The sequence below is a fragment of the Paenibacillus sp. UNC217MF genome (assembly GCF_000686865.1).
Taxonomy (GTDB): Bacteria; Bacillota; Bacilli; order Paenibacillales; family Paenibacillaceae; genus Paenibacillus_B; species Paenibacillus_B suaedae.
In genome coordinates, this window is record NZ_KK366030.1 from 1 (window position 1) to 24,826 (window position 24,826).

The following is a 24,826-nucleotide window of genomic DNA, read 5'->3' on the forward strand; positions in this document are numbered from 1 at the left end:
ATATCGCGGGGTGGAGCAGTTGGTAGCTCGTCGGGCTCATAACCCGAAGGTCGCAGGTTCAAGTCCTGCCCCCGCAACCAAATATGGAGCTGTGGTGTAGAGGCCTAACATGCCTGCCTGTCACGCAGGAGACCGCGGGTTCGAATCCCGTCAGCTCCGCCATTTATTTTCAAGTGGCTTGAATTTAATAGGATCTCAATGAGGCTTGGTAGCTCAGTCGGTAGAGCAAAGGACTGAAAATCCTTGTGTCGGCGGTTCGATTCCGTCCCAAGCCACCATAGAAATTTCGCCGGTGTAGCTCAGTTGGTAGAGCGGCTGACTTGTAATCAGTAGGTCGAGGGTTCGACTCCTTTCGCCGGCACCATCTTGGAGGATTAGCGAAGTGGCCAAACGCAGCAGACTGTAAATCTGTTCCCGTCCGGGTTCGGTGGTTCGAATCCATCATCCTCCACCATGTAGGGGCATAGTTTAAAGGTAGAACAAAGGTCTCCAAAACCTTTGGTGTGGGTTCAATTCCTGCTGCCCCTGCCAACAATTTCTAATGTAATATGGCGGTCGTGGCGAAGTGGTTAACGCATCGGATTGTGGCTCCGACACTCGAGGGTTCGATTCCCTTCGATCGCCCCATTACCACATTGGGGATTAGCCAAGCGGTAAGGCAACGGACTTTGACTCCGTCACGCATAGGTTCGAATCCTATATCCCCAGCCATTTGCGGACATAGCTCAGTGGTAGAGTATCGCCTTGCCAAGGCGAGGGTCGCGAGTTCGAATCTCGTTGTCCGCTCCAGATGTGGCGCCATAGCCAAGTGGTAAGGCAAAGCTCTGCAAAAGCTTTATTCCCCAGTTCAAATCTGGGTGGCGCCTCCAAACATCTTTTGTGCCCTTAGCTCAGCTGGATAGAGTATTTGACTACGAATCAAAAGGTCGGGAGTTCGAATCTCTCAGGGCACGCCATTAATTTCATAAGCCGGTGTGGCGGAATTGGCAGACGCGCGCGACTCAAAATCGTGAGGGAAACCGTGGAGGTTCGAGTCCTCTCACCGGCACCATATTTATAAACAAGACTTTCAAGCGATTGAAGGTTTTTTGTTATTCTCGGAAATGAAAGAATACGATAAGACGATTACATAGTTGCTTGAGCCAGTTTGACAGCAAATTGAATCATGAGGACAGGAAAAATAAAACGCGAAGTAGTCGAACCTATTAAGTCGAACATAGGATGTCCATAATAGAGGAACGAGCATCAGATGGATGTAGATCATGCTTCACGGTTAGATGTTGCTGGGATAGTGGACAAATAGAGTAGCCTTGCAAAGCGAACGAGTAGAGTTTGCTCTGCAAGGCTGTTTTTATGAATAAGACCTAAGTGTTTCAAGGTTTACTCGGGCTGTTTAGTTGGTTCGTTCGTAGGTAGATCGAGTGCTGGCTTGATCTGCTTGCTATGTTCCGGACCGTTGGTAAATCGCTTAATCATTTTCTCAATATCCAGACCGGATACGTCTTTTAACATTTGTGGAGCAGTCGCCATGAGTTGTGTGACATAGTTGCTTACCCGTGCTGCTCCTTCACCGTTTCCTGTGTCAACGACAGTGAGCTTGTCGATGGACTTGAGTGGCTCTGCGACTTTGCCAGCGAGTTCTGGCATCATCTTAACGACGATATCGAGAACAGCAGCTTCGCCGAACTTCTCGAACGCTTCAGCAAGCTTCTCCTTCGCTTCTGCTTCGGCTAGACCACGCAGGCGGATGACTTCAGCTTCAGCCGTACCACGCGCACGTTCAGCATCGGCAATCGCCAGACCTTCTAAGCGTTTCTGTTCAGCGAGGGCCTTGGCCTCGGCTTCGATACGATACTGCAGGGCATCCGCTTCCAGTACTTTGCGTGACTTCTCAGCTTCGGCAGATTGAACAACGGCATAGCGATCCGCATCGGCCTTCTTTTTCACTTCTGCATCATACTGTTTCTCACGACGGAGAATTTCTTTGGCTTCCAGATCAATCTCACGTTCTTTGCGAACAATTTCGACACGCATTTGTTCCTCAACAACGCTTTGCTTGGAACGTGCTTCTTGAATGAAGTATGCTTGGTCTGCTTCCGCACGAGCAAGATCTTGGTCTTTTTTGAAAGCAGCAACCTTTAATTCTTTTTCTTTGGAAGCTTCAGCAATGTTCGTATCTCTGAGCAACTCGGCTTTCATTCCTGCTTCTTCCGCTTTGGCCTTTTGGATACGGGCATCACGAACAGCTTCTGCCTCAGCAATGTCTGCATCACGTTTAACGGCTGCGATACGTGGTTTGCCGAGTGCATCTAAGTATCCGTGCTTATCTCGCACGTCTTTAATCGTAAAGGATACAATTTGCAGACCCATCTTTTTTAAATCTTTAGCGGCAACTCCCTGTACTTCCTGAGCAAATCGATCACGGTTGCGATATACTTCCTCGACGGTCATGGAACCAAGGATCGCGCGTAGATGACCTTCGAGAACTTCTTGAGCCTCACTCTTCAGCGCTTCGGTGGGCTTGCCAAGGAATTGCTCTGCAGCGGTTGCAATATCTTCAACAGTACCGCCTACCTTAATGATCGCTACAGCGTCAGTCATGACGGGTACACCTTGTTCGGTATACACTTCTGGTGTGGTTACATCAAGCTTGTGTGAGAGTAGGGATAGAAATTGTGATTGCTGAAAGATTGGCAGGATGAATGCACCACCGCCGCGAACAATTTTCATTTTACGTCCGGATTCGTCAGTGGATACGTTCTTGCGTCCCAGATAAGAACCGGTGACGATCATTGTTTCGTCTGGGCTGACGGTCTTGTAGCGTGCCCAGAATGCAAGGCCAAGTACGAGTATGACGCCAATAACGATTAATGGGATGATCAATGCTTCACTAAACTCCATAAGATACAGCTCCCTCTATATATATTTGTATAGGCAATGCCTGAATACACATGAATCCATAAATCGAATCGAAGTGAGAATGTAGGATATAAGTCCAGGAACAGAAGAGCAATGATGTTAATGGGTTGGACGGAGTGTTTCCTCGTTGAGCGGGGATACATACAGCGTATCTCCCTTTACTTCAACAACGACGATGGTCGTTCCGGAAGGAATGGCTTCTTTGTCGAAGGAGGCTGCAATTTGATTCGTTACTCCAGCTCCGATTCGAACAATGACCTCACCATAGCCAGCAGCCGGAATCGGAACATTGACCTCCCCAACCTTACCTGCAAGTTCTGTAATGGAGAATCCAATGGAGTTCTCACTATTCTCCATAGGCCTTACATATAGAAAATAGACACCAATGGATACTACAAGTGCACCAGCAAGAGCGGTGAGGAGAATGGTTGTAGAAGCCCAAACTGTATAACGGCTAAGCAGGACTCCGACTGCGCCAAATGCGGTTAAGCCGCTTACGAGTATGGTTGGCTGAAGCACCGCAAGGTGACTGTCGCCAACTAAACCATCGAATACATGGCTGAGCACCTCTCCAATCAGAAGTGAGACGATGGCGTACAAAACGCCGAATATCAGCAATCCCCAATATAATGTGTGCATGACGATGCGCTCCTTTCTCATCGCTTGAAGGATGTGACGCCTGCAGCGAATGGGCAGTTATGGAAATATATACGTAATTGGCGAAACTTTGTTTCAACTTCGACTTCAGACCAGTCTAGTATAGGCTCGATCAAAGGTCGGTCAGGTCCCCCGACTTGAGTCTAGGATCAAAAACCGTCCCCGGCCTGTTTTGGGCAAATGCATTTCCACCTAAAATAAAGACATAAGCAAGACACGACGAAAGGTGGTGACGAACCGAATGCAAACGAACAAAGGTAACACATTCGCTTTTGTACTGATCGCTCTGGGAGGAATCATATTACTTAGCAAGTTCGGGATTCATCTGGGCAGCTGGTTTGGCTACTTGTTCCCTCTCATTCTGATTGCGCTTGGCTACTATGGAGTGAAGGCAGGGAATTCATTCTTCGGATGGATTTTCATCATTATCGGAGCGATATCGTTGATTGGCAAGTTGTCCTGGATCATCGGTATCATCGTTGCCGTAGGATTGATTGGTTTCGGGATATCGATGTTGGGAGGCAAGCGCAACAAGAGCCATCCGTTTTAACAAAGGTGATTATTAATAATTGCAAATAGTCGGTTCAAGGAGGGTAAGGCTGAATGAGTGGTATTTTGAAAAGGGTTCGCGACATTACGATGGCAACATTGAATGAACGTTTGGATAAGGTTGAAGATCCTGTCCGCTTGATTGACCAGTTCCTGATGCGTACACGCCATGATATTAATGAGGCAGACCGCCTCTATCAACAATATGTCATGCATGCGAATCAAATGAGAAATCAAATGAATCAAGCACAAGAATTATGTTCTCGCAGAGAGCAGCAAGCGATGCTGGCCTTAAAGGCGGGGGAGGAATTCGCAGCCAAGATTGCATTGCAAGAGAAGCTGATGCATGAGGATAAGGTGCAGCAGTATTCAGAATTGTACGAAAAGAGCAAGGATGCGATTCTTGAGCTGGAAGAGCAATTGAATATGCTCAAGAGCGAATATCAAGCTGTATACGACAAGCGCCAGTATTACATCGCTAGAATGCAGACCGTTCGCTTGCAGCAGCAAATGAACGAGCGCTTCGGACAATACGGTGTGGGGCAAGTGGACAGCATGTTCCGCAGACTCGAGGATCGAGTGTCCGGGATGGAATGGGAAACGCAAGGCATTCAAGATGTACGCCGCATGAGCGGCCAAACGATGGGCAACATCAACCCGGAACGGGATATGGCTTTGAAGCGCGAAATGGAGCGCCTGAAACAAAAATTAGATTCAGCAAAGGAGTGAAGTAAGCCATGAACAGAAAGTTGTACCGTTCGACACGGGATCGTAAAGTATGCGGTCTCCTCGGCGGCTTAGGTGAATGGCTTGGATTCGATGTCACTCTGCTGCGTGTCCTGTTTGTAATCGGAGTATTCTTCTCGGCGTTCACACTTATCGCCGTATACTTTGTAGTATCACTAGTAGTACCTAAGGAGCCGTACCAGCCATTTGGACCTACCGGTTATGGTGCAGGCCCATACGGAGGCGGCTATCAAGGCCAACAAGGTTACCAAGGCGGCTACTCCAATGATCCGAACTATTACAACGGACCACGAGCTGCAGGGCCGACGAATCCATACGGCTCCTCCACATATGGAGGAGTGAAGCAAACCAACAGTTATGATGCCAATTATGCATCTTCTAATGATTCTTCCATCGATTCGATGATGATGGATATTGAGAAAAAAGCATTGAAAAAAGAAATCGAAGAACTTCGCCAAAAAGTAGCGAAGTACGAGAGAGGGGACAAATAAGATGGGTGTATTCAAACGTATTAAAGATATGACTAAGGCTTCTGTACATGAGTTGTTGGATAAAGTAGAAGATCCAGTGGTAATGTTGAATCAATATCTGCGCGACATGGAGGAAGAAATCCATGATGCGGAAGTAACAGTTGCCAAGCAAATGGCAAGTGAGCGCCAAATCAAGCATCGTTATGATGAAGCTATTCGCTTTACAGCTGACCGTGAAGCACAGGCAGAACGCGCATTGAAGTCAGGCCAAGAGGAAATGGCACGCAAGTTCCTGGAAGAAAAACTGTACTATGATCAAAAAGTTGCTGAATACAGCGACTTGCATGCCCAAGCACAGGGCCATGCGGAAGAGTTAATGCATCAGCTGCGCTCGATGAAGGATGAATTCTACAAGCTGCGCAACAAACGCAATGAATTGGCTGCACGTGCACAAATGGCGAAGGCACGCAAGCAGATGTCTTCTATTACAAGCAACCATTCCATCGAATCAGGTTCTGCAACTCGCGGATTCCATCGCATGGAAGAGAAGATTATGCAATTGGAAGCAGAAGCTGAAGTCATGCGTGTCCCTTACGGCGGATATGCAGGCACTTCATCCAATTACCAGCCGCCAGTAGATGTAGAGAAGGAAATGAAGGTAAACGAGCAATTGGCAGCATTGAAGCAAAAATTGGGTCAAACGGAGCAATAAATCCTTGGGGGATGTCCAAGGTTGTGATATGCTAACATAGGTAGCTTACGGCGATGCGCTAGCATCGCCGTAAGTGCTATCCGCGAATATTTGTGACAGGAGGTGCGACATGAATAAAAACAACCGTTTGCTTGCATATATTCTTATCGTCTTCGGGTTGCTCATTTTAATTGGCAAGTGGCTTAGTTTCGTAACGTTTGTCGCACTTGTAATGCTGTATTTGGGCATACGCAAAGTTCGTGCTGCAGAATTGCGTGTAGGGTACACCTTGCTAGGTATCGGCGGAACACTGTTACTTTTGGAACATTTAATGTTATTCGTCGGAATCATCTTGATTTCGTTAGGGATATTCTATTCGCGTGCTCGCAAAGACCAGAAACATGATCATGTCGAAAAGCGCCAGAATATTACGTCCAGCCTGAAGTGGGATCGAGTTCCGTATATTTTGCATAGCCAGAGCATGTGGCATTTCATTGGGGAAAGTGATATTGATTTGTCCTTAGCGATATTGGAAGAACCGGAAACCACCCTCATCTTTCAAGGTGTATTAGGTGACATGGACATTATGATTCCAGATGACATTGGTGTATATATCGAAGCTACGGTCATATTTGGACAAATTGATGTGGGACGCGACAAAGAAACCGGATTTTTGAACAAGTGGACGTGGCGATCGCCGAATTACGAGTTTACGGAGCAAAAGGTGAAACTCCATATTTCTTACCTCGTAGGAGATATTGATGTCAGGTTGCACATGTAGGACTGTTAGCGGAGAAAGGAGATGCAGAGGCCGGTATGGAACCGAAAAAGCATGTGAATATGGTAGTACGATTAATGGGCGAGACGCTTCTCCTTTCTATCATACTATTCTTTGTCATCATTTATTTGATGCAATCATATGGTTATGTGCAGCCATTTGAGACTTGGATCGACGGAGTGAAGGCGACATTATCGGTGTTGTTTGTCGTTGCAATCATTACGTCGATATTTGCGTTTTACCAAGGTTATCGAATGAAGCGTCGGGTGGAATTGCTGCGCGAATCGATGCTGCTCTTGGAGAAGGGGAATCTATCGCGGCCGATGCCGGATCTCGGCGATGACGAGATCGGCCAGCTAGCTGAACAATTGGAGCGAGTAAGCAAGCGTTGGGAAGAACAAGTGACTTCGATGCAGCGCTTGTCCACGAATAATGCGCAATTGGCAGAGCAGGCTCGGATATCTGCGATTATAGAAGAGCGGCAACGCTTGGCGCGGGAGTTGCATGATGCGGTAAGCCAGCAGTTATTTGCAATATCAATGACAGCTACCGCTGTACGGAGAACACTGGATGTTGATTTTGATCGAGCGGTGCGGCAGGTGGAGCTGATTGAAGAAATGGCTTCCGTTGCCCAGTCTGAGATGCGAGCGCTGCTGCTTCATTTGCGGCCTGTACATTTGGAGGGAAAAGGCTTGACACAAGGTTTGGCGGAGCTGATCCGCGAGCTTCAGTCCAAAATTCCAATTGAAATCCATTGTGAGATGGATGATCATATTGGATTAGTGAAGGGCGTAGAGAATCATCTGTTCCGGATTGTTCAGGAGGCGTTGTCGAATACACTGCGGCACTCGAAGGCATCACGGATGGAGATCAAACTGCAAAATCGAGGGGATTTCGTTCGTTTACTCCTTCGTGATAATGGGATAGGATTTGATTGGGACGATAAGAAGCAAGCAAGCTATGGCCTTCGTACGATGCAAGAGCGGGTAAATGAAGTGGGTGGCTCCATTCAGTTCATTACCGCACCTGACAAAGGAACCCGGATCGAAATTCGAGTGCCTGTCATGAGAGAAGAGCCTGGTCTGAAGGAGGAAGAGTTGAACGATGGAGATGGAAACATCGATGATGGACAATCCTATTAAAGTATTGTTGGTAGATGACCATGAAATGGTTCGCATCGGCCTTGCTGCAGTACTGAATACAGAAGAAGGCATTGAGGTCGTAGGGGAAGCGAGCAACGGGATGGACGGAATACGTCTTGCCCAAGAGTATAAGCCTGATGTTGTGCTTATGGATCTTGTGATGGATGGTATGGATGGTATAGAGACAACCCGCAAGCTGCTGCAGTTGTATCCTGACTGCAAAGTGATCGTACTTACAAGTTATTTGGATGATGAAAAGATGTATCCTGTCATTGAAGCTGGAGCATTCAGTTATTTGCTGAAGACGTCCCGGGCTACAGAGATTGCTGAAGCCATCCGGGCGGCTGCAAGAGGCCAATCTGTGCTGGAGTCCCAGGTAGCCTCCAAGATGATGAATCGATTCCGCCAGCCAGCACAGCCAACTGCGGCGCATGAACAATTGACAGAGCGTGAGATGGACGTACTTCGTTTATTAGCGCAGGGGAAATCCAATCAGGATATCGCGGATGATCTGTTTATTGGGATTAAGACGGTTAAATTCCATGTTACGAATATATTGGCGAAGCTTGGTGTGGAGGATCGCACGCAGGCAGCGATTTACGCTTATAAGAACGGATTGGCTGAATAGCCGAGAACCCGAGCGCTTTCCTAGGAGAGTGTTCGGGTTTTTTTCGAATGAACTGAGAAGAGGATGCAGGAATTCTAGATAAAAAGCAGAAAAAATAAGGAAACCAGACCCAAATCAAGAGCGAGGCGTCCACCAGGGAAGAAGGGACTGGCTCTATATGGATCGAATGCGCTTGTATATACTTGATTTGAAGTGTCAGCAACTTGAAGCGATCTGTTTTTCTTTTTCCCTCTGTGCTTCTTAACTGGGGAAGGTTCGACGGATGCAGCAGAAGCGTACGAGGTAGTAACAATATCGCCGTTCAATATCACTTTCCCCCCCTCACAAGAGGTAAGCCGTCCTATATATTGATCTCCATTCTGCATCACAACACAGACCGGGCGGCCACACAGCAATCGAATGAATGTCTCGTCTATCGGAACGGGAACCACGGTTGGTTAGCCTCCATTCTTGGTTGAATGTATATGTCAGTAGTCTATTCCATGAACGAATGCTAGGTATGGTCATACACCTAGAATCAGCCCGCCTAATTCTAAGAGGTGCTACACTTCGATAAGGTAAGGTGATGGAAGGATGCATGCAGTACGCCGTTCTGCCGTTGCGGCAGTAGGATTGGTGTTGTTAGCATTATGCGGTGCCATTGCACTCATCGGAAGCAATGATCGATGGCAGTTGGCTGGGAGTCGGGAATCGGTCGAGAAGCTTGATCTTGTGAAGCGGGTGAACATGCTGTGGGTGCTTGCTGAATTGGTCGGATCCGGGAAATTCCAGACTACGGTGCTCATTCAAGGGAATTATGCAGCTAATGGCAGCAAGGAGAAGAACCTCGAACAGTGGCAGAAGGATGCAGGAATCACTGCACACCTGATACGCAAGGAAGAACAAGGCAAGGAGGCGTATCGCGGAATTTATATATCGGATTCGATAGAGGCAGCGATTCTGTGGTTTCAAGAAGAGAATGGGCGCGTATACTATACGATATCCATACAGGGTTCAGCCAGAACCGGTATGACTCAGTCAGCTGCAGAAGGAGAACAACTGATGAAGAAGCTGTCATCTCATTACGGGGCAGAATGGACGGCGACCGTTCAGACAGTAGCGAGCCAATCGCTGAAGGACAGCTTCGAGAGGGCTGAGCGATCGTTGCGGGAATGGGGACAAGCAGAACCGCTTGACCGCTATGAGGATGAGCGTACGATCAGTGTATCTTATCAGACGGACTATATGGGTTCAGGGGTGCAAATGAAGCATGGAAATGCAAATTTGCAGCTTGCTGTTCATGAAAACAGGGACAAGGGAGAAACTCGCATATCTTTCGGTACACCGCTGATTGCCGGTGAATATTAATGAGAATGGATTGAGAATTGCAGCTAGACAAGGCAATGAGAATTATATTTGACGTCAAGGAAAGAATGGAATCTATACGGTAAGTATGCTAAAATGGCATCACATCCGAAATAGGAACTATATCAGATCTATAAACGAGTGTAAGGATGATGGAGAGAGATGACTGTGATGCAAAATCATGAATCCCAATTGGCAGAAGGCGCCGTATTCTATATATTCGGTGCTACTGGCGACTTAGCTCGCCGCAAATTGTTCCCGGCTATATATAGTCTGTATCGCGAAGGCAAGCTAGGAGAACGCTTCGCAGTTATCGGACTAGCCCGCCGTGCTCGTACGCATGAAGAATTCCGTCAGGATGTGCGTGCGTCTATCGACGAATTTTGCCGTTACCCGGTTCAGAATGATGAGGAATGGAACCGGTTTGCTAAGCATTTTGAGTACAAACCGTTAGATATTAACAATGTAGATGGCTTCCGCGAACTGCGTGAGCAGTCCGAGCATATCGAACGCGAGTACGATATTCCAGGAAATCGTCTGTTCTATTTGGCACTGGCTCCAGAATTGTTCGGCAGTGTATCGCACAATCTTCGTGATGGCGGAATGCTGGAGAGCAAGGGCTGGCACCGCCTCGTAATCGAGAAGCCGTTCGGTTACGATCTACCGTCAGCAGAGAAGCTGAACGAAGAAATTCGTCAAGTATTCAAAGAAGAAGAAGTGTACCGTATCGACCATTACTTGGGCAAAGAAATGGTACAGAACATTGAAGTTCTTCGATTTGCGAATGCATTCTTCGAGCCGCTCTGGAACAACAAGCATATTGCGAATATTCAAATTTCCCTATCTGAGACAGTTGGGGTTGAAGAGCGTGGAGGCTATTACGATCATGCAGGTGCATTGCGCGATATGGCGCAGAACCATATGCTGCAAATGCTCACGATGATTGCAATGGAGCCGCCAAGCCGCCTGCATCCGGAAGATATCCGCGATGAGAAGGTGAAGGTGCTTCGTTCCTTGCGCCAATACCCAGAGCAAGAGGATGTTCACCGCAATGTCGTGCGTGGACAATATTCCGCAGGCTCGATGAATGGCAAGGAGCTTCCTGGCTATCGTGAGGAAGATAAGGTGAATCCTGCATCTGTTACGGAGACATATTTTGCAGCACGTGTATTCGTTGACAACTTCCGCTGGGCGGGAGTACCGTTCTACATTCGGACAGGCAAGCGTCTGCCAGTGAAGACGACAGAAGTTGTAGTTGAATTCAAGAACATGCCTACGAATGTATACCTCGGACAGAAGCATAAGCTGGAGCCGAACTTGCTCGTTATCCGCGTAAATCCGATGGAAGGCATCTATGTGAAGCTTAATGGTAAGAAGCCTGGAGCGGAAGGCGGCATTCAACCGCTTGCGATGGACTTCTGCCAAAGCTGCATGGTCGGCATCAATACGCCAGAAGCGTATGAGCGTCTGATCTTCGATGCTGCTCGCGGCGATTCCACGTACTTCACGCGTTGGGACGAGGTGGCTACTGCATGGTCATTCGTTGATAATATCGCGAAGGCATGGAAGAAATCTAACGAAGATCTGTTTGCTTATCCAGCAGGCTCTTGGGGCCCTGAGCAAGCAGACAAGCTTCTGCAAGAGGATGGATTCCACTGGTGGCCTGTTAATGGACAGGAAGAAAGTGAAGTTGTCTGGACGAAGTAATTCGTTTCCCATAGATTGATAATCAGCTGTGCCCTCTACAGGGGCACAGCTTTTTTGGTTCAAGGTTGAAGGCAGTTTATAGTGAATGGCTGCTTCGCCTTTTCATGTGTCGATCTCGTGACTGTGAAAACAGGATGATTTTAATCCCTATCAAAAAGCTCGGAAAAACTATTGTCTTCTGAAAAAAATATAGTTATACTAGATTCCATAGTCTTGTTAACCATCTATCGGGAGGAATCAACATGAAACGCAACAAATTATGGATTATCGGGCTGCTCACACTTATCGTCCTTGTGGTGAGTGCGTGCGGTAACAATTCTACTCCTGCGAAGGATTCAACGTCTTCTACGGCGGAAGGGACAGGCCAACCGAAGGATGGAGGCAATATTATTATTGCAGTACAAGAGGATCCTCGTGTATTGAACCCATTGTATTCGAATGACCGTGTTACGTTGACGATAAATCAAACCTTGTATGCACCGTTGTATACGGTGGAAGACGGAGGCAAGAAGAAATTCGTACTTGCGGAGAGCATTACTCCATCGAAGGATTTCTTGACTTACACGCTGAAGCTTCGCAAAGGATTGACATGGCATGACGGCAAGCCGCTTACAGCAGATGATGTTGTATTCACAATCAACAGCATCTTGGATGAGAAGCAGCACAGCACGGATCGTGAATCCTACATTTTCAACGGCAAGCCGTTGCAGGCGAAGAAAGTGGATGACGTAACTGTCGATTTGGTTCTTCCACAGCCATCTGCTTCCTTTGAAGGAATCTTTGCTTCGTTCAAGCCGATTCCGAAGCATATCTTCGAAGGCGAAGCTGATATTGAGAAGAGCACGAAGAATGCAGCTCCAATTGGTTCTGGTGCTTATAAGTTCAAAGAATATCGCCCAGGCGAATATGTAACATTGGAGCGCTTCGATAATTATTTTGCAGGCAAGGGTCATCTGGACCAAGTCATCTACCGCATTGCAAAAGATCCGAATGCAGCGAACTTAGCATTGCAGAATGGTGAATTGAATATGCGCAAGGTTGAACCAGCGGATTACAACAAGTTGAATACAAGCGGCAAGCTGAACATGGTTGTATACCCTGAAGGCCGCTTGAACTATCTGGTGTTCAATATGAACATCGATGCGATGAAGAAGAAGGAAGTCCGTCAAGCGATTTCCTATGCAATTAACAAGCAAGAACTGATTCCGCTAGCTTATGGCTCTGCAGAATTTGCAGACCCAGCGGCGTCCATCTTTACACCGGATACAACGTATTACACAGCGGATGTTGAGAAGTATGACTACAATGCGGAGAAAGCCAAAGAATTGCTTAAGCAGGCTGGCGTAAGCAACTTGAAGCTGAAGCTTGCGTACTCGAATGCAAGCAAGATTCAAACAAGCCAAGCACTCTACATTCAACAAAAGCTGAAAGAAGTAGGTATTGAAGTGGAATTGCTGCCGCTTGAATCCGGCACGTTCTCCAATATGTCGCTTGATCCGAACAACACGAAATTCGATTTGTCCTTCAATGGTTATGTAATGGGAACTGAACCGGATTCGTACAAATCGCTCTACTTGAGCAATCAACTGTACAACTACGGCCATTACAACAATCCTGAACTCGATAAACTGTGGGAACAAGCTGCAGTAGAGATGGACAGCACGAAGCGTGGCGAACTGTACAAGCAAATTCAACAAACGATTGCCAGCGAGGCGGTTGTATATCCGATTGCAAACGACAAAGCGATCATCGCGGTAGACAAACGTTATGGCGGTCTTGATGAAGCGGTTGCGAAGCCGGTCTTCATGTTCGAAGATTTGTCCAAACTTTATCTGAACTAAGCACGATAATTTGATATCGAACATAAACATCCAGAATACAGGCGCCAGCAAGGGCTGGCGTCTGCACGGAGGGAATTGAATTGCAGAAATACATCTTGCGACGCGTTCTGCAAGCCATTCCACTGCTCTGGTTTATTTCAATCGTATCATTCGCGCTCATTAAACTAGCACCGGGAGACCCGGTGCTTTCGTTCGTCACACCGAACATGAACGCGGAGGATGTAGAGCGAATCCGTCATGACCTTGGATTGACGGAACCGATTATTGTGCAGTATTGGAACTGGCTTAAAAATGTATTTTCAGGAGATTTAGGTTATTCACTGATGAGCCATCGGCCGGTGACGGAGCTCATTTTAGAACGGCTGCCTGCGACGATTGGCCTTATGGGATCCGCTATGTTGATCTCACTTCTCATTTCGGTACCACTTAGCATGTACGCTGCGTCACGTAAAAATCGTCTTAGTGACCGCGGCCTTAGCCTGCTGTCTTATATCGGAATCTCGATCCCGAGCTTCTGGTTTGGCATTATGCTGATTTATATTTTTGCGTTGAAATTAAACTTGCTCCCAAGTATGGGGATGCGAACAATCGGGGTAGATTCCGCACTTGATATTTTGAAGCACGGAATTCTGCCTTGTACGGTACTGACTTTCATGAATGTATCGGTCTATATGCGTTACATTCGTTCGCATACGATAAGTCAGCTGGAAGAGGACTACGTTCAAATTCAGTACGCTTACGGAGCTACTCGCGGCACGGTATTGCGTCGTCATGTGCTGAAAAATGTTCTGCTGCCTGTCATTACAATTCTCGGTATGTCCTTCCCTGAGCTGATTGCCGGAGCATTCATTACGGAATCGGTATTCTCATGGCCAGGGATGGGGGCACTCGGGATTAGTTCGGTATTTCAGCTGGATTACCCTGTCATCATGGGCATTACGATGATCTCTTCCGTTATGCTGGTTGTCGGGAACTTGGTTGCTGACCTGATGTACGGCGTAGTAGATCCACGAATTAAGACAACGGGGTGAGTCAGATGAACCGAATGATATGGCGAAATATCGCTACACAATTGAAAGAACAGAAGCTGGCTCTGGTAGCATTGATTCTACTCGCGGTTCTCATTATCGCTTCCACCTTGGCATTTTTGAGCCCGCATGATCCCGACAAGATGGTCGTGACGGAGACACTTCAGTCCCCAAGCGCATCTCATTGGTTCGGTACAGATGATCAAGGGCGCGATGTGTTCGCACGGGCATTGTATGGCGGACGTATTTCACTTAGTGTCGGATTTTTGTCGATGTTTATCGCAGTGCTGGTAGGAACAGCTGTAGGTACAATTAGTGGTTTTTTTGGCGGCTGGATTGATAATACGTTGATGCGTATCGTTGATATTTTAATGTCGATACCATCCTTCTTCTTAATGCTTATACTGAATGCTTACTTGAAGCCAGGGATTACCACGATCGTGCTGATCATCGGCCTGCTTAGCTGGATGAACATATCCCGAATTGTGCGTGCGGAGACATTGTCCGTCAAGGAGCGGGAATATGTCCTGTATGCGCGAGTATCAGGCCAGAGCACGTTCGGCATCATTTGGAAGCATATCATTCCGAATATTATGCCTACGATTATTGTTACGGCGACGATCAATATTGCAGGGGCAATTATGATGGAGTCGTCACTAAGCTTCCTTGGACTCGGGGTACAGCCGCCGAATGCGTCATGGGGAAGTATGTTGAACAGCGCACAAGGATATATCGGGGAGGCGCCTTATATGGCTTTGTTCCCTGGATTGCTTATCTTGATTACAGTGCTGTCGTTCAACTTCCTAGGCGATGTGCTGCGTGTTGCCTTTGAACCAAAAGCGAATCAACGTTAGTCCATTATAAGCTGGGTTAGGTTCTAGGATGCAGTGTGTGCACTGTAGAGAGCAGATAGTTGGATCGTCTAACGACAGATGCAGGGCTAACGATACTATACAACGGAGTGAGACTTATGAATGAACTGCTATCCGTTCAACAACTGAGAACTTCGTTCCACACACGCGACGGAGAAGTGCAGTCTGTCCGGGGCGTCAGCTTCGATGTTCATGAAGGCGAAGTCATCGGCATCGTCGGTGAATCGGGCAGCGGCAAGAGCGTGACAGCGAAGTCTCTCATTGGATTAATACAACATCCGGGACAGATTAAGAGCGGTCAAGTGCTGTTCCACGGAGATAACCTATTAGATATGTCAGAAAAGGAATTGCGGCGCATTCGGGGTAATCGGATTGCAATGATTTTCCAAGATCCGATGACGTCGCTAAATCCGGTAGTTAAGGTAGGCGCACAGATCGTAGAGGTATTGCAGCGTCATCAGAAGCTGTCGAAGACGGAAGCACGAAAGCGGGCAATCGAACTGCTGCGTCAGGTTGGTATTCCTTCGCCCGAGCAGCGCATCGATCAGTACCCACATGAATTCAGCGGTGGGATGCGTCAGCGGGCCATGATCGCAATGGCGCTCTCCTGCCAGCCCGAGCTGCTTATTGCAGATGAGCCGACCACTGCGCTCGACGTCACGATTCAGGCACAGATTCTGGGATTGATGAAGGAGCTCCGGGATACGACGCGCACCGCCATTCTACTCATTACGCATGACTTGGGTGTTGTAGCGCAAGTGTGTACGAGGGTTATCGTCATGTATGGCGGGTTGATTATGGAAGAGGGCACGGTTGAGGATATCTTCGAGCGTCCTCGTCACCCATACACGAAGGGATTGCTTCGCTCGATTCCGAAAGTATCGACAGGAACACGCGAGCGTCTCGCTACGATTGAGGGAACGCCGCCGAACCTGCTACATCCGCCGGAAGGCTGCCCATTTATGGAGCGCTGCCCTTCTGCGATGGACAAGTGCAGACAAATGCCTCCGGTCGTTACGACCGATCCAGGTCATCGTTCGCTATGCTGGCTTGTGCATGAAGAAGAAGAGCAGCGACTGGAACGATTGGAGAGGGGGCTGTCAAATGAGTAACCAAAAAGAAATTTTGCTGGACGTGCGTGGACTAAAAAAGTACTTCCCAGCCTCCAAATCACTGCTCGGCCGTCCACAGAAAGTATTGAAAGCAGTAGATGATGTCAGTTTCCATATTCATAAAGGGGAGACGTTCGGACTTGTCGGAGAATCAGGCTGTGGGAAGTCAACGACAGGACGTTCGATTGTAAGACTATATGATGTAACGGATGGCGAAGTGCTGTTCGACGGTCAAAACATCGCGACAATGAACGAGAAGCAGCTGAAGCCGTTCCGCAAGCGAATGCAGACGATATTCCAGGATCCCTATTCTTCCTTGAATCCTGGCATGAACGTGACTCAACTCATTAGTGAACCGATGGCGATCCATGGCGTCGTGAACCGGAAGGATCAGCGTAATATGGTATTGTCTCTGCTGGAGAAGGTAGGACTGAAGCCAGAGCATGCAGAGCGTTATCCGCATGAGTTCAGCGGCGGTCAGCGTCAACGGATCAGTATTGCGCGCGCACTGTCGGTACGGCCTGAGTTCATCTTGTGCGATGAGCCAATCTCGGCGCTGGACGTATCCGTACAAGCCCAAGTGGTGAATATGCTGGAGGACTTGCAGGAAGAGTATGGGTTGACTTATCTGTTCATCGCGCATGACCTATCCATGGTAAGACATATATCGGATCGGATCGGCGTAATGTACTTGGGCAAGCTGGTCGAGGTCGCTCCTAGCGATGAGTTGTACAACCATCCTGCACACCCCTATACGCAGGCGCTTCTCTCCGCAATCCCTGTACCGGATCCGAAGCAGGCTGGTTCAGCGATCTCGATGCTTCAGGGAGATTTGCCAAGTCCGCTCGCAGACATGCAAGGGTGCAAGTTCGCATCGCGTTGTCCATTTGCCACGGAACGCTGCCGTCAGGAGGAGCCGAAGTGGCGGGAAATCTCGCCTGGGCATTATGCGGCTTGCCATTTGAATGATGGTCAAGTGTAAGTGGTGCAATTATATTAAGCTCGTATAGCAATTACGAGAGGTGATGGGTTTCCTATAGCTAGTATGATATAATGCTAGATATTTGTTAATCTATGCCAATGCACAATTGTGAGGAGAGTGGAATAGATGTCTACAGAGACTCGGGTATCGCAAAGTACCGCGATTATGATAGAACGCGCTCGTCGTAAGGGCATTACCGAAGAGCAGCTGTTGCATGCAGCACGCACAGGAGATGTTAGCGAACTCATTACGATTAATGAAGAGTGGTATACGTATGATGACTTCGTATCCTATGCGAACGAACATGATGAGCCGCTTGCTCAAGCAATTGCAGAGGGATATCGGATGACATTTAACACGAATAATGGTATGTCGATATGGCTGCAAGAGCGCTTCGATGTGCAAGAGGGAGAGCATTATACCAAGGAAATGGGTCGTATTTCAGGACTGAAGCTGAGTGCAGCTGATGTCGAAGTAATTCGCTCCTCATTGGCCTTGAACTGGACATTAGTTGAAGGGTCGGCTGCGGATGGAGCGGGTACGGTAACACTGGTTGTCCGTGCTCTGCTTGAGCAATCATAAGTAGTTAATAATACGTATTATGATATAATCGAATCGTCCATTCTCTCGATGAGAGGATGGGCGGTTTTTTAGTTGTAAAGTGAATGAGTTCCTAATATAGGGGATAGCTGTTAGGATAGCAGGGATGCAGTAACGAGGGATTAGAGATATTTCATATTCTTTGAAGGTTGTTCTCGTTACCCATTTATAGGTTTACTTATTTTGTGTTACAATAGGACTTACGTGATTTTGTGATGAGAGGGCTAACGATATGAGTAAATTATCCGAACAATTAGCGCAAGAGGTAGAGAAGCGTCGTACCTTTGCGATTATTTCTCACCCAGACGCCGGTAAGACGACATTGACAGAAAAGCTGCTCCTGTTCGGTGGCGCCATCCGTCTCGCAGGTACGGTCAAGGCTCGTAAAGCGAGCAAGCATGCAACAAGTGACTGGATGGAAATCGAGAAGCAGCGTGGTATCTCGGTTACGTCATCGGTAATGCAATTTGATTATAATGGGCATCGGGTTAATATCTTGGATACACCAGGTCACCAAGACTTCAGTGAAGATACGTATCGCACATTGACAGCTGCGGATGCTGCTGTCATGTTGATCGACGTTGCGAAGGGTGTCGAGGCACAGACCATTAAGCTGTTCCAAGTATGTGCGAAGCGTGGTATTCCGATCTTTACGTTCATCAACAAGCTCGACCGTGAAGGTCGCAGTCCGTTTGAGCTGATGGAAGAGATCGAGCAGGTGCTAGGTATTCGTTCTGTGCCTATGAACTGGCCGATTGGTATGGGACGCGGTCTATGCGGCGTATATGATCGCATGAAGAACCAAGTCGAGCTGTTCCAGGATGATAACACGAAGATTAGTGTGAAGAAGGTTGAGGATTACAACGATCCGGCCATTCGCCAAATTGCAGGGGACTATTTGCATGATCAATTGTGTGAAGAGTTGGAATTGTTAGACGTAGCGGGAGACGAGTTCGATTATGAGAAGGTAAAGCGCGGCGAATTGACACCCGTCTTCTTCGGAAGTGCGGTCAACAATTTCGGCGTGCAGACATTCTTGGATAACTTTCTTCAGCTTGCTCCGAAGCCAGCTCAGCGCCAATCGACGGAAGGACCGATTGAGCCAACGAACGAGAAGTTTACGGGCTATATTTTCAAAATTCAAGCAAATATGAACCCTGCCCATCGGGATCGCATTGCCTTCTTGCGCATTTGCTCCGGCAAATTCGAGCGCGGGATGTCCGTTAAGCATGTACGGGCAGGCAAGGAGATTAAGCTTGCGCAGCCACAGCAATTCCTTGCCCAGGATCGGGATATCGTGCAGGAGGCATTCCCAGGCGATATTATCGGTCTGTTCGACCCAGGCATTTTCCGGATTGGAGACAGCTTGAGTCAAGGTGGGGAAGTGGTGTTCGATGAACTGCCAACCTTCTCTCCTGAGATTTTCGCCCGGGTGACGGTTAAGAATGCATTGAAGCATAAGCAGTATCAAAAAGGCGTCGATCAGTTGACTGAGGAAGGTACAATTCAAGTATTCCATTCCGCAGGCGTGTTTGATGAGACGATATTGGGTGTAGTAGGTCAGCTCCAATTCGAGGTATTCGAATATCGGATGAAGGCGGAGTACGGCGTTGATGTGATGATGCAGCGTCTAACGTACCAGTTCGCAAGATGGGTAACAGGCAATCCGAAGGATATTGATCCAACGAAGTTCCGTATCAATTCACAGCTCGTGAAGGACAAGAACGGCAATTTTGTCGCATTGTTTGAGAACGAGTATGCGATGCGTACAGCTATGGACAAAATGCCGGATTTGAAGTTTATGGAGACAGCTCCTTAAGGAAAATAGACGACAAGAAGCCCGCCAGATTATTGGCGGGCTTTGTCATTATCCCAGACCCACAGGCCTGTATAGGAGGGCAGTACGACACTGCCATCACTTTCTGGCTTGAGGAACCTGCAGGCGGCGGAACCGAAAAACCAGCTTGTGATCTGCTTGGCCTCCTCCATCGAAGGGAAGCGGAAATGCGTGCTTAATTCCGTGCGCTCGAACCCGTAACGTTCTTCTAAGTCTCGAATGTACGTCCGTAATCCAGGGGGAACTTCGGGAGCGGCTACCCCCGTTCCAAGTGTCTCCCAAATCGCGATACATCCACCGGGACGCAATATGCGTCTTAGTTCGCTCATGATGCGATCTAGTAAACTGCCCTGTTCTTCACTTGTATTCCCTTCACAGGCACCATAACAGATTGTCCAGCCTGCTAGAATGAGATCAGCAGAATGATCAGCAAGCGGAAGCTTGTGGTGCAGTGCTTCATGTGTGGACAGCTTAGCGGCTGTAGGGGCGCTTATTCGTCCCAAGGATACATCAAGCCATATATTGTGCTTTAGCTGCTCTAGCATCGCTTCAGATGCGTCACAGGCTACATAGGAACCAGATTGCCAATCTCTGTTGGGCATGTCAGCTAATACAACTCGTGTAAATCTTCCGGTTCCTGCACCAATTTCGATAATCCGCTCATAATGCCGCTTATTGAGCACCTGCTGTACAGAGAGCCGCCATTCCTGCTCGATATCTTCGTACTGGATCATACGGTCATAATCGGCAGCCTGCTGGGCGTAGACGGTGTCATGATCCGGTTTCATTTTCGTGTTCGCTTGCTTGGTTTCATCCGATTGAGGTACAAGTGTCACTTTGCGATTTCGGGGTTGGGCGGTACCATCCTGCGCTGATTCGATTGTCACGGCTCTTACACCCTCTCTTTGGAAATCGTCAGCATGTGCATTAAATGATTCAACTGTTCCAGCTTTACCTTGAAACCGTGCTGCTCTAACCATGAAATCAATCTGGAACGATCGGCGAAATATTCGTCGTGGAGTGCTTCAATCCCCTGCACGTCCCCTGCAGCTGTCAGCTCGTCAATAAAGGTAGCGCGATGCGCCTCATCCCGGAACATTAGGTCTGCGATTACAATGCGTCCATCAGGATGAAGTAACCGGATCATCTCGGCAAGGGCGATCTCTTTCTGATCATCGGTTACATGGTGAAGCGCATAGGTTGATATTATGAAGTCAAATTGTTCATCCGCTATTGGCAAAGCCAGCATGTTGCCTTGCAGCAGCCGAATATTCGGCCATTTCTCCCGACATCGCTCGAGCATTGCGTTTGACTGATCAATGCCGGTCATATCTGCCCCCAGGCGCAAGCAGCGGCCAGCCAGATTGCCCGTACCAATCCCAATTTCAAGTCCTCTTTCTCCGGTCTTTGACTCTTGAATCGCCTCAAGACATACCCTGTCAAGAATGGCCTCATAATCGGCGTGGACATCCAATGGCCCCGTACCGTTCGCTACAGCGTGATCATATTGTCCTGCCTGCTTGTCAAAATTCCAGCGGTCGCTCCAATCACTGCGCAGCTTCTGGTAGCGTCGTGATTGTTCGCCAATGGCATGTAAATCGTTCATCATCATCTCTCCTTGATTCGCTTGATCGGAATCATAGCCGTTAAGCAGCTTGTCAATTTGGCCGAGGAGCCGCTTCAGCTCGGTATATTGCAGGGCCAGCTCTTGCCGCTTTTCTAATAAAAAGGGATGGACAGACGCCATATTCCCTTGAGCTGCATCATCAATACAGCAGCGAATTTGCTCGACTGACAAATTCATCTCCCGCAGTGCGCCTATTGTCCGTAGCCGGCTTATATCCGTTTCATTGAATACGCGATAGCCATTCTGTTCTTTGGCGAGCGGAGGCAGTAGACCTTTTTGCTCATAGAAGCGTATTGCTCTCGTTGTCATCCCAAGCTGCTCTGCAGCTTCTTGAATTTTCATGGGGCATCGGCTCCTTGCTTGGTTATGCTTTCATTGTATAGTTTGACGCAGCGTCAATGTAAAGCGATATGTAAAAAAAGACGCAGAACCGTTATCCCTCTATTCAAGGGCAATGGGTTCTGCGTCATTGTAATGTGGATATGCATAATTGCATTTCGTGGATGCGGGCAGATCTGATGCTTATTTGCCAGCTTGTTCGTCTTGCAGTTTGCTCTGAAGCGTATCGATAAGCTGCTGACGAGCCTCGCTGCTGCTCGCCTTCCAGATCATTTCGAACAGCACACCCAGTCCAGGCAATGCGCGTTCATCGTAATCGATGGAGCCCTCAATCATATCTACGATATCTTCATCGGGCTTATTTTTTACCTTTTGCACAATGGCTTGACGCAAATTCAATGTGACGGCCACAGGCAGTCCTCCTTCCTTCGCGTGTGCTTGCTTCATGCTATAACATTCCCTGAGATGAGGACAGTCATTCAAGGAAGGGATTCGCGTTTCACCTACAGAGATGGGCATGCTATAATGAAGGGTATAGAATGTTGTCGGAAAATGGGGAAGGTGAACCTATGGCTGCCAAAAAACAATTTGCCATTATCGGTATGGGCCGATTTGGTACAAGTATAGCGAACAGCTTAAGCAAAATGGGATTTGAAGTGCTTGCGATTGATTCGAGCGAGCAGAAAATTCAGGATGTAGCGAATATGGTTACGCATGCGGTATCCGCAGAATGTACGGATGAAGAAGCGCTGAAAGCGCTTGGTGTCCGCAACTTTGACGTAGTTGTTGTTGCCATCGGGCAAGATATACAGGCAAGCATCCTGACTACGCTCATCCTGAAGGATCTAGGTGTGCCGACGATCGTTGCCAAGGCGCAGAATGAACTGCACGGCAAAGTATTAAGCAAAATTGGTGCTGACAAGGTCGTATTCCCTGAACGTGATATGGGGATGCGCGTTGCGCACAACCTAATTTCGCCGAATATTTTGGATTACATCGAGTTGTCTGATGACCACAGTATTGTAGAGATTCGTGCGACGCCGCTTATGATCGGCAAGAACTTGAAGGAACTTGATATCCGCGCGAGGTATGGATGCAACGTTATGGCAATTAAGAACAACGGCAAGACTAACATTTCTCCATATGCAGAAGATCGCATTAAAGAAGGAGACGTGCTTGTCATTATTGGGCAGAACGAACATTTGAATACGATGGAGCTGGCATTTTCGGAATCATGAGAGAATCATTGAGCATTACATCGATACAGAATAATAAAGTAAAGAGCTGGGTACAGCTAAAAGAACGAAAGCACCGCAACCGTGAAGGCTTGTTCATCGTGGAAGGCATCCATCTCGTACTGGAGGCTCTGCGCTCTGATATGCAGGTGGATGTCGTGGCGTATGACATGAACAGCGGAATACCGCAGGAGTTGGAGCCATTGCACTTGCAAGAAGAGGGAGGACTATCATCCTCTGGTCGTGCTCCGGGCACGGAGTGGATTGCAGTGACGGATGCGATCATACGCAAATGCAGTGATACCGAGACCCCGCAGCCTGTCTTCGCTATTGTCCATAAGCCTGCTGCATCGGTAGACAGCTTGCTGGTATCACCGAACTCACTCGTTGTTGTTGTGGATGGCGTACAGGATCCTGGCAACCTAGGGACGATTATCCGTACCGCAGATGCAGTTGGCGCAGATGGTGTCGTCATTGGCAGAGGGACCGTTGATCTCTATAATTCGAAGACGATTCGTTCAACTATGGGGTCGCTATTTCACTTGCCGGTTGTAGAGGGGGATTTAGCTGAGCTGCTTCCTGCTGCGCAAGCAAGCGGGGTTCGCCTAGCCAGCACGAGCTTGCAGGCAACGCATTCCTGCTATAGCTATGACTATCGACCGGCGACATGGCTTGTCGTTGGCAATGAGGGGCAAGGCGTCTCTAAGAACGTGCAATCGCTCGTAGATGATACGATTATTATTCCGATGCGTGGGCAGGCGGAATCGCTGAATGTAGCCATGGCTACTACAGTGCTGCTCTATGAGGCAATGAGACAGCGTCATTACTCGCAATAGATCCTGTGGTATAAATGAATATCCCTATAAAATAGTATTTGAATAGACAAGAGACTGGAAAAGGATTGATTTACTGCGCGTTCCTTTGTCCGGTCTTTTTGCATATGCGGGACCTAATCAGAGGAGGTTCAGTTTATTGAAGTATTTCATGAGTGATATACATGGTGAGTTTAGTGGCCTCGAACAATTGCTAAAGTACGAGGAGATCGATTTAACTAAGGATCAGCTTGTGTTCGGCGGGGACTATATCAATCGTGGAAAAGAAAGCGGTAAGGTTCTCAAGAAGATTAAGCAATTAGTAGACACTTATCCTGATAATGTGATTGCGTTGATTGGCAATCATGAGGAGATGATGAGGGATTATTATCAACATGGGGACAAGCTATGGCTCAGACATGGAGGGATCGATACTCTTAAGGATTTTTCGAGGGCATTTGCTGATGAATCGGAGATGCATAAATACATAGAATGGGTCTGTGCTCTACCATTACTCTACGAAGATGATGAATTTGTTTATACGCACGCCGGATTAAATCCTCATGAGCCGTTACATCAACAGAATAGAAGCATACTTTGGATGTCAGAGTCGGATTTTTACAGCATACCGAAATCTAATCTGCAGAGGTTGACCGACAACAAGCCTATCGTTCATGGCCATACCCCAGTAGAGCGAATCTATTTTGACGGGGTTCGTCTGAATTGCGACATGGGTTCAAGTACGTACCCGATTAAAGAGGAGCGGGGATTAGGCTTAGTCAATGTGCGTGAAATGACCTATATTGTCTATAAGACAGCTCTGAAAAAAATGGAAACACGCAATGTTTACCGCATGTAGTAAAAATATTCATTCATATGCTCCTATTATCATACAGAAATGTATGATGT

Annotated in this window: 24 protein-coding genes and 12 tRNA genes; 31 read left to right on the plus strand and 5 right to left on the minus strand. The window is 47.8% G+C overall.

Going from position 1 to position 24,826, the window contains the following annotated elements; all coding sequences use genetic code 11:
* Nucleotides 1-4 precede the first annotated feature (4 nt).
* The 12 genes from BP95_RS0126825 (at nucleotide 5) to BP95_RS0126880 (ending at nucleotide 1,051) form a co-directional block, all read left to right on the plus strand.
* Nucleotides 5-80, plus strand: a tRNA-Met gene (locus BP95_RS0126825).
* Nucleotides 81-85: 5 nt separating this feature from the next.
* Nucleotides 86-162 (plus strand) — tRNA-Asp (locus tag BP95_RS0126830).
* A 40-nt stretch (nucleotides 163-202) separates the two neighbouring features.
* Nucleotides 203-278, plus strand: a tRNA-Phe gene (locus BP95_RS0126835).
* Nucleotides 279-288: 10 nt separating this feature from the next.
* Nucleotides 289-364: transfer RNA gene (locus tag BP95_RS0126840), tRNA-Thr, on the plus strand.
* Between the two features lie 4 nt (nucleotides 365-368).
* Nucleotides 369-454, plus strand: a tRNA-Tyr gene (locus BP95_RS0126845).
* 3 nt (nucleotides 455-457) lie between these two features.
* Nucleotides 458-531 (plus strand) — tRNA-Trp (locus BP95_RS0126850).
* Nucleotides 532-551: 20 nt separating this feature from the next.
* Nucleotides 552-627, plus strand: a tRNA-His gene (locus tag BP95_RS0126855).
* 9 nt (nucleotides 628-636) lie between these two features.
* Nucleotides 637-711 (plus strand) — tRNA-Gln (locus BP95_RS0126860).
* Between the two features lie 3 nt (nucleotides 712-714).
* Nucleotides 715-789, plus strand: a tRNA-Gly gene (locus tag BP95_RS0126865).
* A gap of 5 nt (nucleotides 790-794) precedes the next feature.
* A tRNA-Cys gene (locus BP95_RS0126870) sits at nucleotides 795-869 on the plus strand.
* 10 nt (nucleotides 870-879) lie between these two features.
* Nucleotides 880-956: transfer RNA gene (locus BP95_RS0126875), tRNA-Arg, on the plus strand.
* Between the two features lie 12 nt (nucleotides 957-968).
* Nucleotides 969-1,051 (plus strand) — tRNA-Leu (locus tag BP95_RS0126880).
* 329 nt (nucleotides 1,052-1,380) lie between these two features.
* Here the strand turns inward: BP95_RS0126880 and BP95_RS0126885 are convergent.
* Together BP95_RS0126885 and BP95_RS0126890 are read right to left on the minus strand one after the other, a co-directional pair.
* A complete protein-coding gene (locus tag BP95_RS0126885) occupies nucleotides 1,381-2,901 on the minus strand; it encodes a flotillin family protein (RefSeq protein ID WP_021254301.1) in 1,521 nt (506 codons plus the stop codon).
* Nucleotides 2,902-3,018: 117 nt separating this feature from the next.
* Complete coding sequence (locus BP95_RS0126890) at nucleotides 3,019-3,558, minus strand: NfeD family membrane protein (RefSeq protein WP_021254300.1); 540 nt, start codon at nucleotides 3,556-3,558, stop codon at nucleotides 3,019-3,021.
* A gap of 259 nt (nucleotides 3,559-3,817) precedes the next feature.
* On the opposite strand from BP95_RS0126890, the gene BP95_RS0126895 reads away from it, so the two are divergent.
* The 16 genes from BP95_RS0126895 (at nucleotide 3,818) to BP95_RS0126975 (ending at nucleotide 19,886) form a co-directional block, all read left to right on the plus strand.
* The gene (locus BP95_RS0126895) at nucleotides 3,818-4,126 is read left to right on the plus strand and encodes a LiaF transmembrane domain-containing protein (RefSeq protein ID WP_021254299.1); all 309 of its coding nucleotides are present in this window, start codon (nucleotides 3,818-3,820) and stop codon (nucleotides 4,124-4,126) included.
* A 53-nt stretch (nucleotides 4,127-4,179) separates the two neighbouring features.
* Nucleotides 4,180-4,854: a PspA/IM30 family protein gene (locus tag BP95_RS0126900; RefSeq protein WP_021254298.1), complete on the plus strand. Its 675-nt coding sequence runs from the start codon at nucleotides 4,180-4,182 to the stop codon at nucleotides 4,852-4,854.
* 8 nt (nucleotides 4,855-4,862) lie between these two features.
* Entirely contained in the window at nucleotides 4,863-5,363 is a 501-nt protein-coding gene (locus BP95_RS0126905; protein WP_021258624.1) for a PspC domain-containing protein, read from the plus strand.
* 1 nt (nucleotide 5,364) lies between these two features.
* On the plus strand, nucleotides 5,365-6,054 hold the full coding sequence (locus BP95_RS0126910; RefSeq protein ID WP_021254296.1) for a PspA/IM30 family protein: 690 nt from the start codon (nucleotides 5,365-5,367) through the stop codon (nucleotides 6,052-6,054).
* 109 nt (nucleotides 6,055-6,163) lie between these two features.
* Nucleotides 6,164-6,814 (plus strand): cell wall-active antibiotics response protein LiaF, encoded by a 651-nt coding sequence (gene liaF / locus BP95_RS0126915; protein ID WP_021254295.1) that lies wholly within the window; start codon nucleotides 6,164-6,166, stop codon nucleotides 6,812-6,814.
* Between the two features lie 35 nt (nucleotides 6,815-6,849).
* Nucleotides 6,850-7,953 carry a sensor histidine kinase gene (locus BP95_RS0126920; RefSeq protein WP_021254294.1) on the plus strand — a complete coding sequence of 368 codons (1,104 nt, stop codon included), beginning with the start codon at nucleotides 6,850-6,852 and terminating at the stop codon, nucleotides 7,951-7,953.
* Nucleotides 7,916-8,581 (plus strand): response regulator, encoded by a 666-nt coding sequence (locus BP95_RS0126925; RefSeq protein WP_021254293.1) that lies wholly within the window; start codon nucleotides 7,916-7,918, stop codon nucleotides 8,579-8,581. Before BP95_RS0126920 ends, BP95_RS0126925 begins: the two co-directional genes overlap by 38 nt.
* Nucleotides 8,582-9,154: 573 nt before the next feature.
* A complete protein-coding gene (locus tag BP95_RS0126935) occupies nucleotides 9,155-9,928 on the plus strand; it encodes a YwmB family TATA-box binding protein (RefSeq protein WP_021254291.1) in 774 nt (257 codons plus the stop codon).
* A gap of 159 nt (nucleotides 9,929-10,087) precedes the next feature.
* Nucleotides 10,088-11,632 carry a glucose-6-phosphate dehydrogenase gene (zwf, locus tag BP95_RS0126940; RefSeq protein ID WP_021254290.1) on the plus strand — a complete coding sequence of 515 codons (1,545 nt, stop codon included), beginning with the start codon at nucleotides 10,088-10,090 and terminating at the stop codon, nucleotides 11,630-11,632.
* Between the two features lie 242 nt (nucleotides 11,633-11,874).
* Nucleotides 11,875-13,473 (plus strand): ABC transporter substrate-binding protein, encoded by a 1,599-nt coding sequence (locus tag BP95_RS0126945; RefSeq protein ID WP_021254289.1) that lies wholly within the window; start codon nucleotides 11,875-11,877, stop codon nucleotides 13,471-13,473.
* 80 nt (nucleotides 13,474-13,553) lie between these two features.
* Complete coding sequence (locus BP95_RS0126950; protein ID WP_028533684.1) at nucleotides 13,554-14,504, plus strand: ABC transporter permease; 951 nt, start codon at nucleotides 13,554-13,556, stop codon at nucleotides 14,502-14,504.
* 5 nt (nucleotides 14,505-14,509) lie between these two features.
* Nucleotides 14,510-15,355, plus strand: coding sequence for an ABC transporter permease (locus BP95_RS0126955; protein WP_028533685.1), 846 nt, complete (start codon nucleotides 14,510-14,512; stop codon nucleotides 15,353-15,355).
* A 116-nt stretch (nucleotides 15,356-15,471) separates the two neighbouring features.
* Complete coding sequence (locus BP95_RS31485) at nucleotides 15,472-16,485, plus strand: ABC transporter ATP-binding protein (protein WP_036667646.1); 1,014 nt, start codon at nucleotides 15,472-15,474, stop codon at nucleotides 16,483-16,485.
* Nucleotides 16,478-17,467 carry an ABC transporter ATP-binding protein gene (locus tag BP95_RS0126965; protein ID WP_021254285.1) on the plus strand — a complete coding sequence of 330 codons (990 nt, stop codon included), beginning with the start codon at nucleotides 16,478-16,480 and terminating at the stop codon, nucleotides 17,465-17,467. The genes BP95_RS31485 and BP95_RS0126965 overlap by 8 nt, the downstream gene beginning before the upstream one ends.
* A gap of 126 nt (nucleotides 17,468-17,593) precedes the next feature.
* Nucleotides 17,594-18,049 (plus strand): hypothetical protein, encoded by a 456-nt coding sequence (locus BP95_RS0126970; protein ID WP_028533686.1) that lies wholly within the window; start codon nucleotides 17,594-17,596, stop codon nucleotides 18,047-18,049.
* A gap of 250 nt (nucleotides 18,050-18,299) precedes the next feature.
* On the plus strand, nucleotides 18,300-19,886 hold the full coding sequence (locus tag BP95_RS0126975; RefSeq protein ID WP_021254283.1) for a peptide chain release factor 3: 1,587 nt from the start codon (nucleotides 18,300-18,302) through the stop codon (nucleotides 19,884-19,886).
* Nucleotides 19,887-19,915: 29 nt separating this feature from the next.
* Here BP95_RS0126975 and BP95_RS32170 read toward each other — a convergent pair whose 3' ends face one another.
* From BP95_RS32170 to sspI, 3 genes are all read right to left on the minus strand, one after another.
* Nucleotides 19,916-20,791: a class I SAM-dependent methyltransferase gene (locus tag BP95_RS32170; RefSeq protein WP_021254282.1), complete on the minus strand. Its 876-nt coding sequence runs from the start codon at nucleotides 20,789-20,791 to the stop codon at nucleotides 19,916-19,918.
* A gap of 5 nt (nucleotides 20,792-20,796) precedes the next feature.
* Nucleotides 20,797-21,873 carry a MerR family transcriptional regulator gene (locus tag BP95_RS0126985; RefSeq protein WP_021254281.1) on the minus strand — a complete coding sequence of 359 codons (1,077 nt, stop codon included), beginning with the start codon at nucleotides 21,871-21,873 and terminating at the stop codon, nucleotides 20,797-20,799.
* A gap of 180 nt (nucleotides 21,874-22,053) precedes the next feature.
* Complete coding sequence (gene sspI / locus BP95_RS0126990; protein ID WP_028533687.1) at nucleotides 22,054-22,281, minus strand: small acid-soluble spore protein SspI; 228 nt, start codon at nucleotides 22,279-22,281, stop codon at nucleotides 22,054-22,056.
* A gap of 158 nt (nucleotides 22,282-22,439) precedes the next feature.
* Between sspI and BP95_RS0126995 the strand changes: the two genes are divergently transcribed.
* From BP95_RS0126995 to BP95_RS0127005, 3 genes are all read left to right on the plus strand, one after another.
* Nucleotides 22,440-23,108: a potassium channel family protein gene (locus BP95_RS0126995; protein ID WP_021254279.1), complete on the plus strand. Its 669-nt coding sequence runs from the start codon at nucleotides 22,440-22,442 to the stop codon at nucleotides 23,106-23,108.
* Between the two features lie 8 nt (nucleotides 23,109-23,116).
* Complete coding sequence (locus BP95_RS0127000) at nucleotides 23,117-23,941, plus strand: TrmH family RNA methyltransferase (protein WP_028533688.1); 825 nt, start codon at nucleotides 23,117-23,119, stop codon at nucleotides 23,939-23,941.
* Nucleotides 23,942-24,077: 136 nt separating this feature from the next.
* Nucleotides 24,078-24,776, plus strand: coding sequence for a metallophosphoesterase family protein (locus BP95_RS0127005; protein WP_028533689.1), 699 nt, complete (start codon nucleotides 24,078-24,080; stop codon nucleotides 24,774-24,776).
* Nucleotides 24,777-24,826 lie beyond the last annotated feature (50 nt).

Excerpts from the sequence above, each read along its gene's own strand:
- BP95_RS0126890 (WP_021254300.1), bottom strand. The coding sequence starts at position 3,558 with ATGCACACATTATATTGGGGATTGCTGATATTCGGCGTTTTGTACGCC.
- BP95_RS0126995 (WP_021254279.1), top strand. The coding sequence starts at position 22,440 with ATGGCTGCCAAAAAACAATTTGCCATTATCGGTATGGGCCGATTTGGT.
- BP95_RS0126895 (WP_021254299.1), top strand. The coding sequence starts at position 3,818 with ATGCAAACGAACAAAGGTAACACATTCGCTTTTGTACTGATCGCTCTG.
- BP95_RS0126885 (WP_021254301.1), bottom strand. The coding sequence starts at position 2,901 with ATGGAGTTTAGTGAAGCATTGATCATCCCATTAATCGTTATTGGCGTC.
- BP95_RS0126965 (WP_021254285.1), top strand. The coding sequence starts at position 16,478 with ATGAGTAACCAAAAAGAAATTTTGCTGGACGTGCGTGGACTAAAAAAG.
- liaF (WP_021254295.1), top strand. The coding sequence starts at position 6,164 with ATGAATAAAAACAACCGTTTGCTTGCATATATTCTTATCGTCTTCGGG.
- BP95_RS0126920 (WP_021254294.1), top strand. The coding sequence starts at position 6,850 with ATGGAACCGAAAAAGCATGTGAATATGGTAGTACGATTAATGGGCGAG.
- BP95_RS0126975 (WP_021254283.1), top strand. The coding sequence starts at position 18,300 with ATGAGTAAATTATCCGAACAATTAGCGCAAGAGGTAGAGAAGCGTCGT.
- BP95_RS0126945 (WP_021254289.1), top strand. The coding sequence starts at position 11,875 with ATGAAACGCAACAAATTATGGATTATCGGGCTGCTCACACTTATCGTC.
- BP95_RS0126910 (WP_021254296.1), top strand. The coding sequence starts at position 5,365 with ATGGGTGTATTCAAACGTATTAAAGATATGACTAAGGCTTCTGTACAT.
- BP95_RS0126900 (WP_021254298.1), top strand. The coding sequence starts at position 4,180 with ATGAGTGGTATTTTGAAAAGGGTTCGCGACATTACGATGGCAACATTG.
- BP95_RS31485 (WP_036667646.1), top strand. The coding sequence starts at position 15,472 with ATGAATGAACTGCTATCCGTTCAACAACTGAGAACTTCGTTCCACACA.
- BP95_RS0126925 (WP_021254293.1), top strand. The coding sequence starts at position 7,916 with ATGGAGATGGAAACATCGATGATGGACAATCCTATTAAAGTATTGTTG.
- BP95_RS0126905 (WP_021258624.1), top strand. The coding sequence starts at position 4,863 with ATGAACAGAAAGTTGTACCGTTCGACACGGGATCGTAAAGTATGCGGT.
- BP95_RS0126970 (WP_028533686.1), top strand. The coding sequence starts at position 17,594 with ATGTCTACAGAGACTCGGGTATCGCAAAGTACCGCGATTATGATAGAA.
- BP95_RS0126985 (WP_021254281.1), bottom strand. The coding sequence starts at position 21,873 with ATGAAAATTCAAGAAGCTGCAGAGCAGCTTGGGATGACAACGAGAGCA.
- zwf (WP_021254290.1), top strand. The coding sequence starts at position 10,088 with ATGACTGTGATGCAAAATCATGAATCCCAATTGGCAGAAGGCGCCGTA.
- BP95_RS0126935 (WP_021254291.1), top strand. The coding sequence starts at position 9,155 with ATGCATGCAGTACGCCGTTCTGCCGTTGCGGCAGTAGGATTGGTGTTG.
- BP95_RS0126955 (WP_028533685.1), top strand. The coding sequence starts at position 14,510 with ATGAACCGAATGATATGGCGAAATATCGCTACACAATTGAAAGAACAG.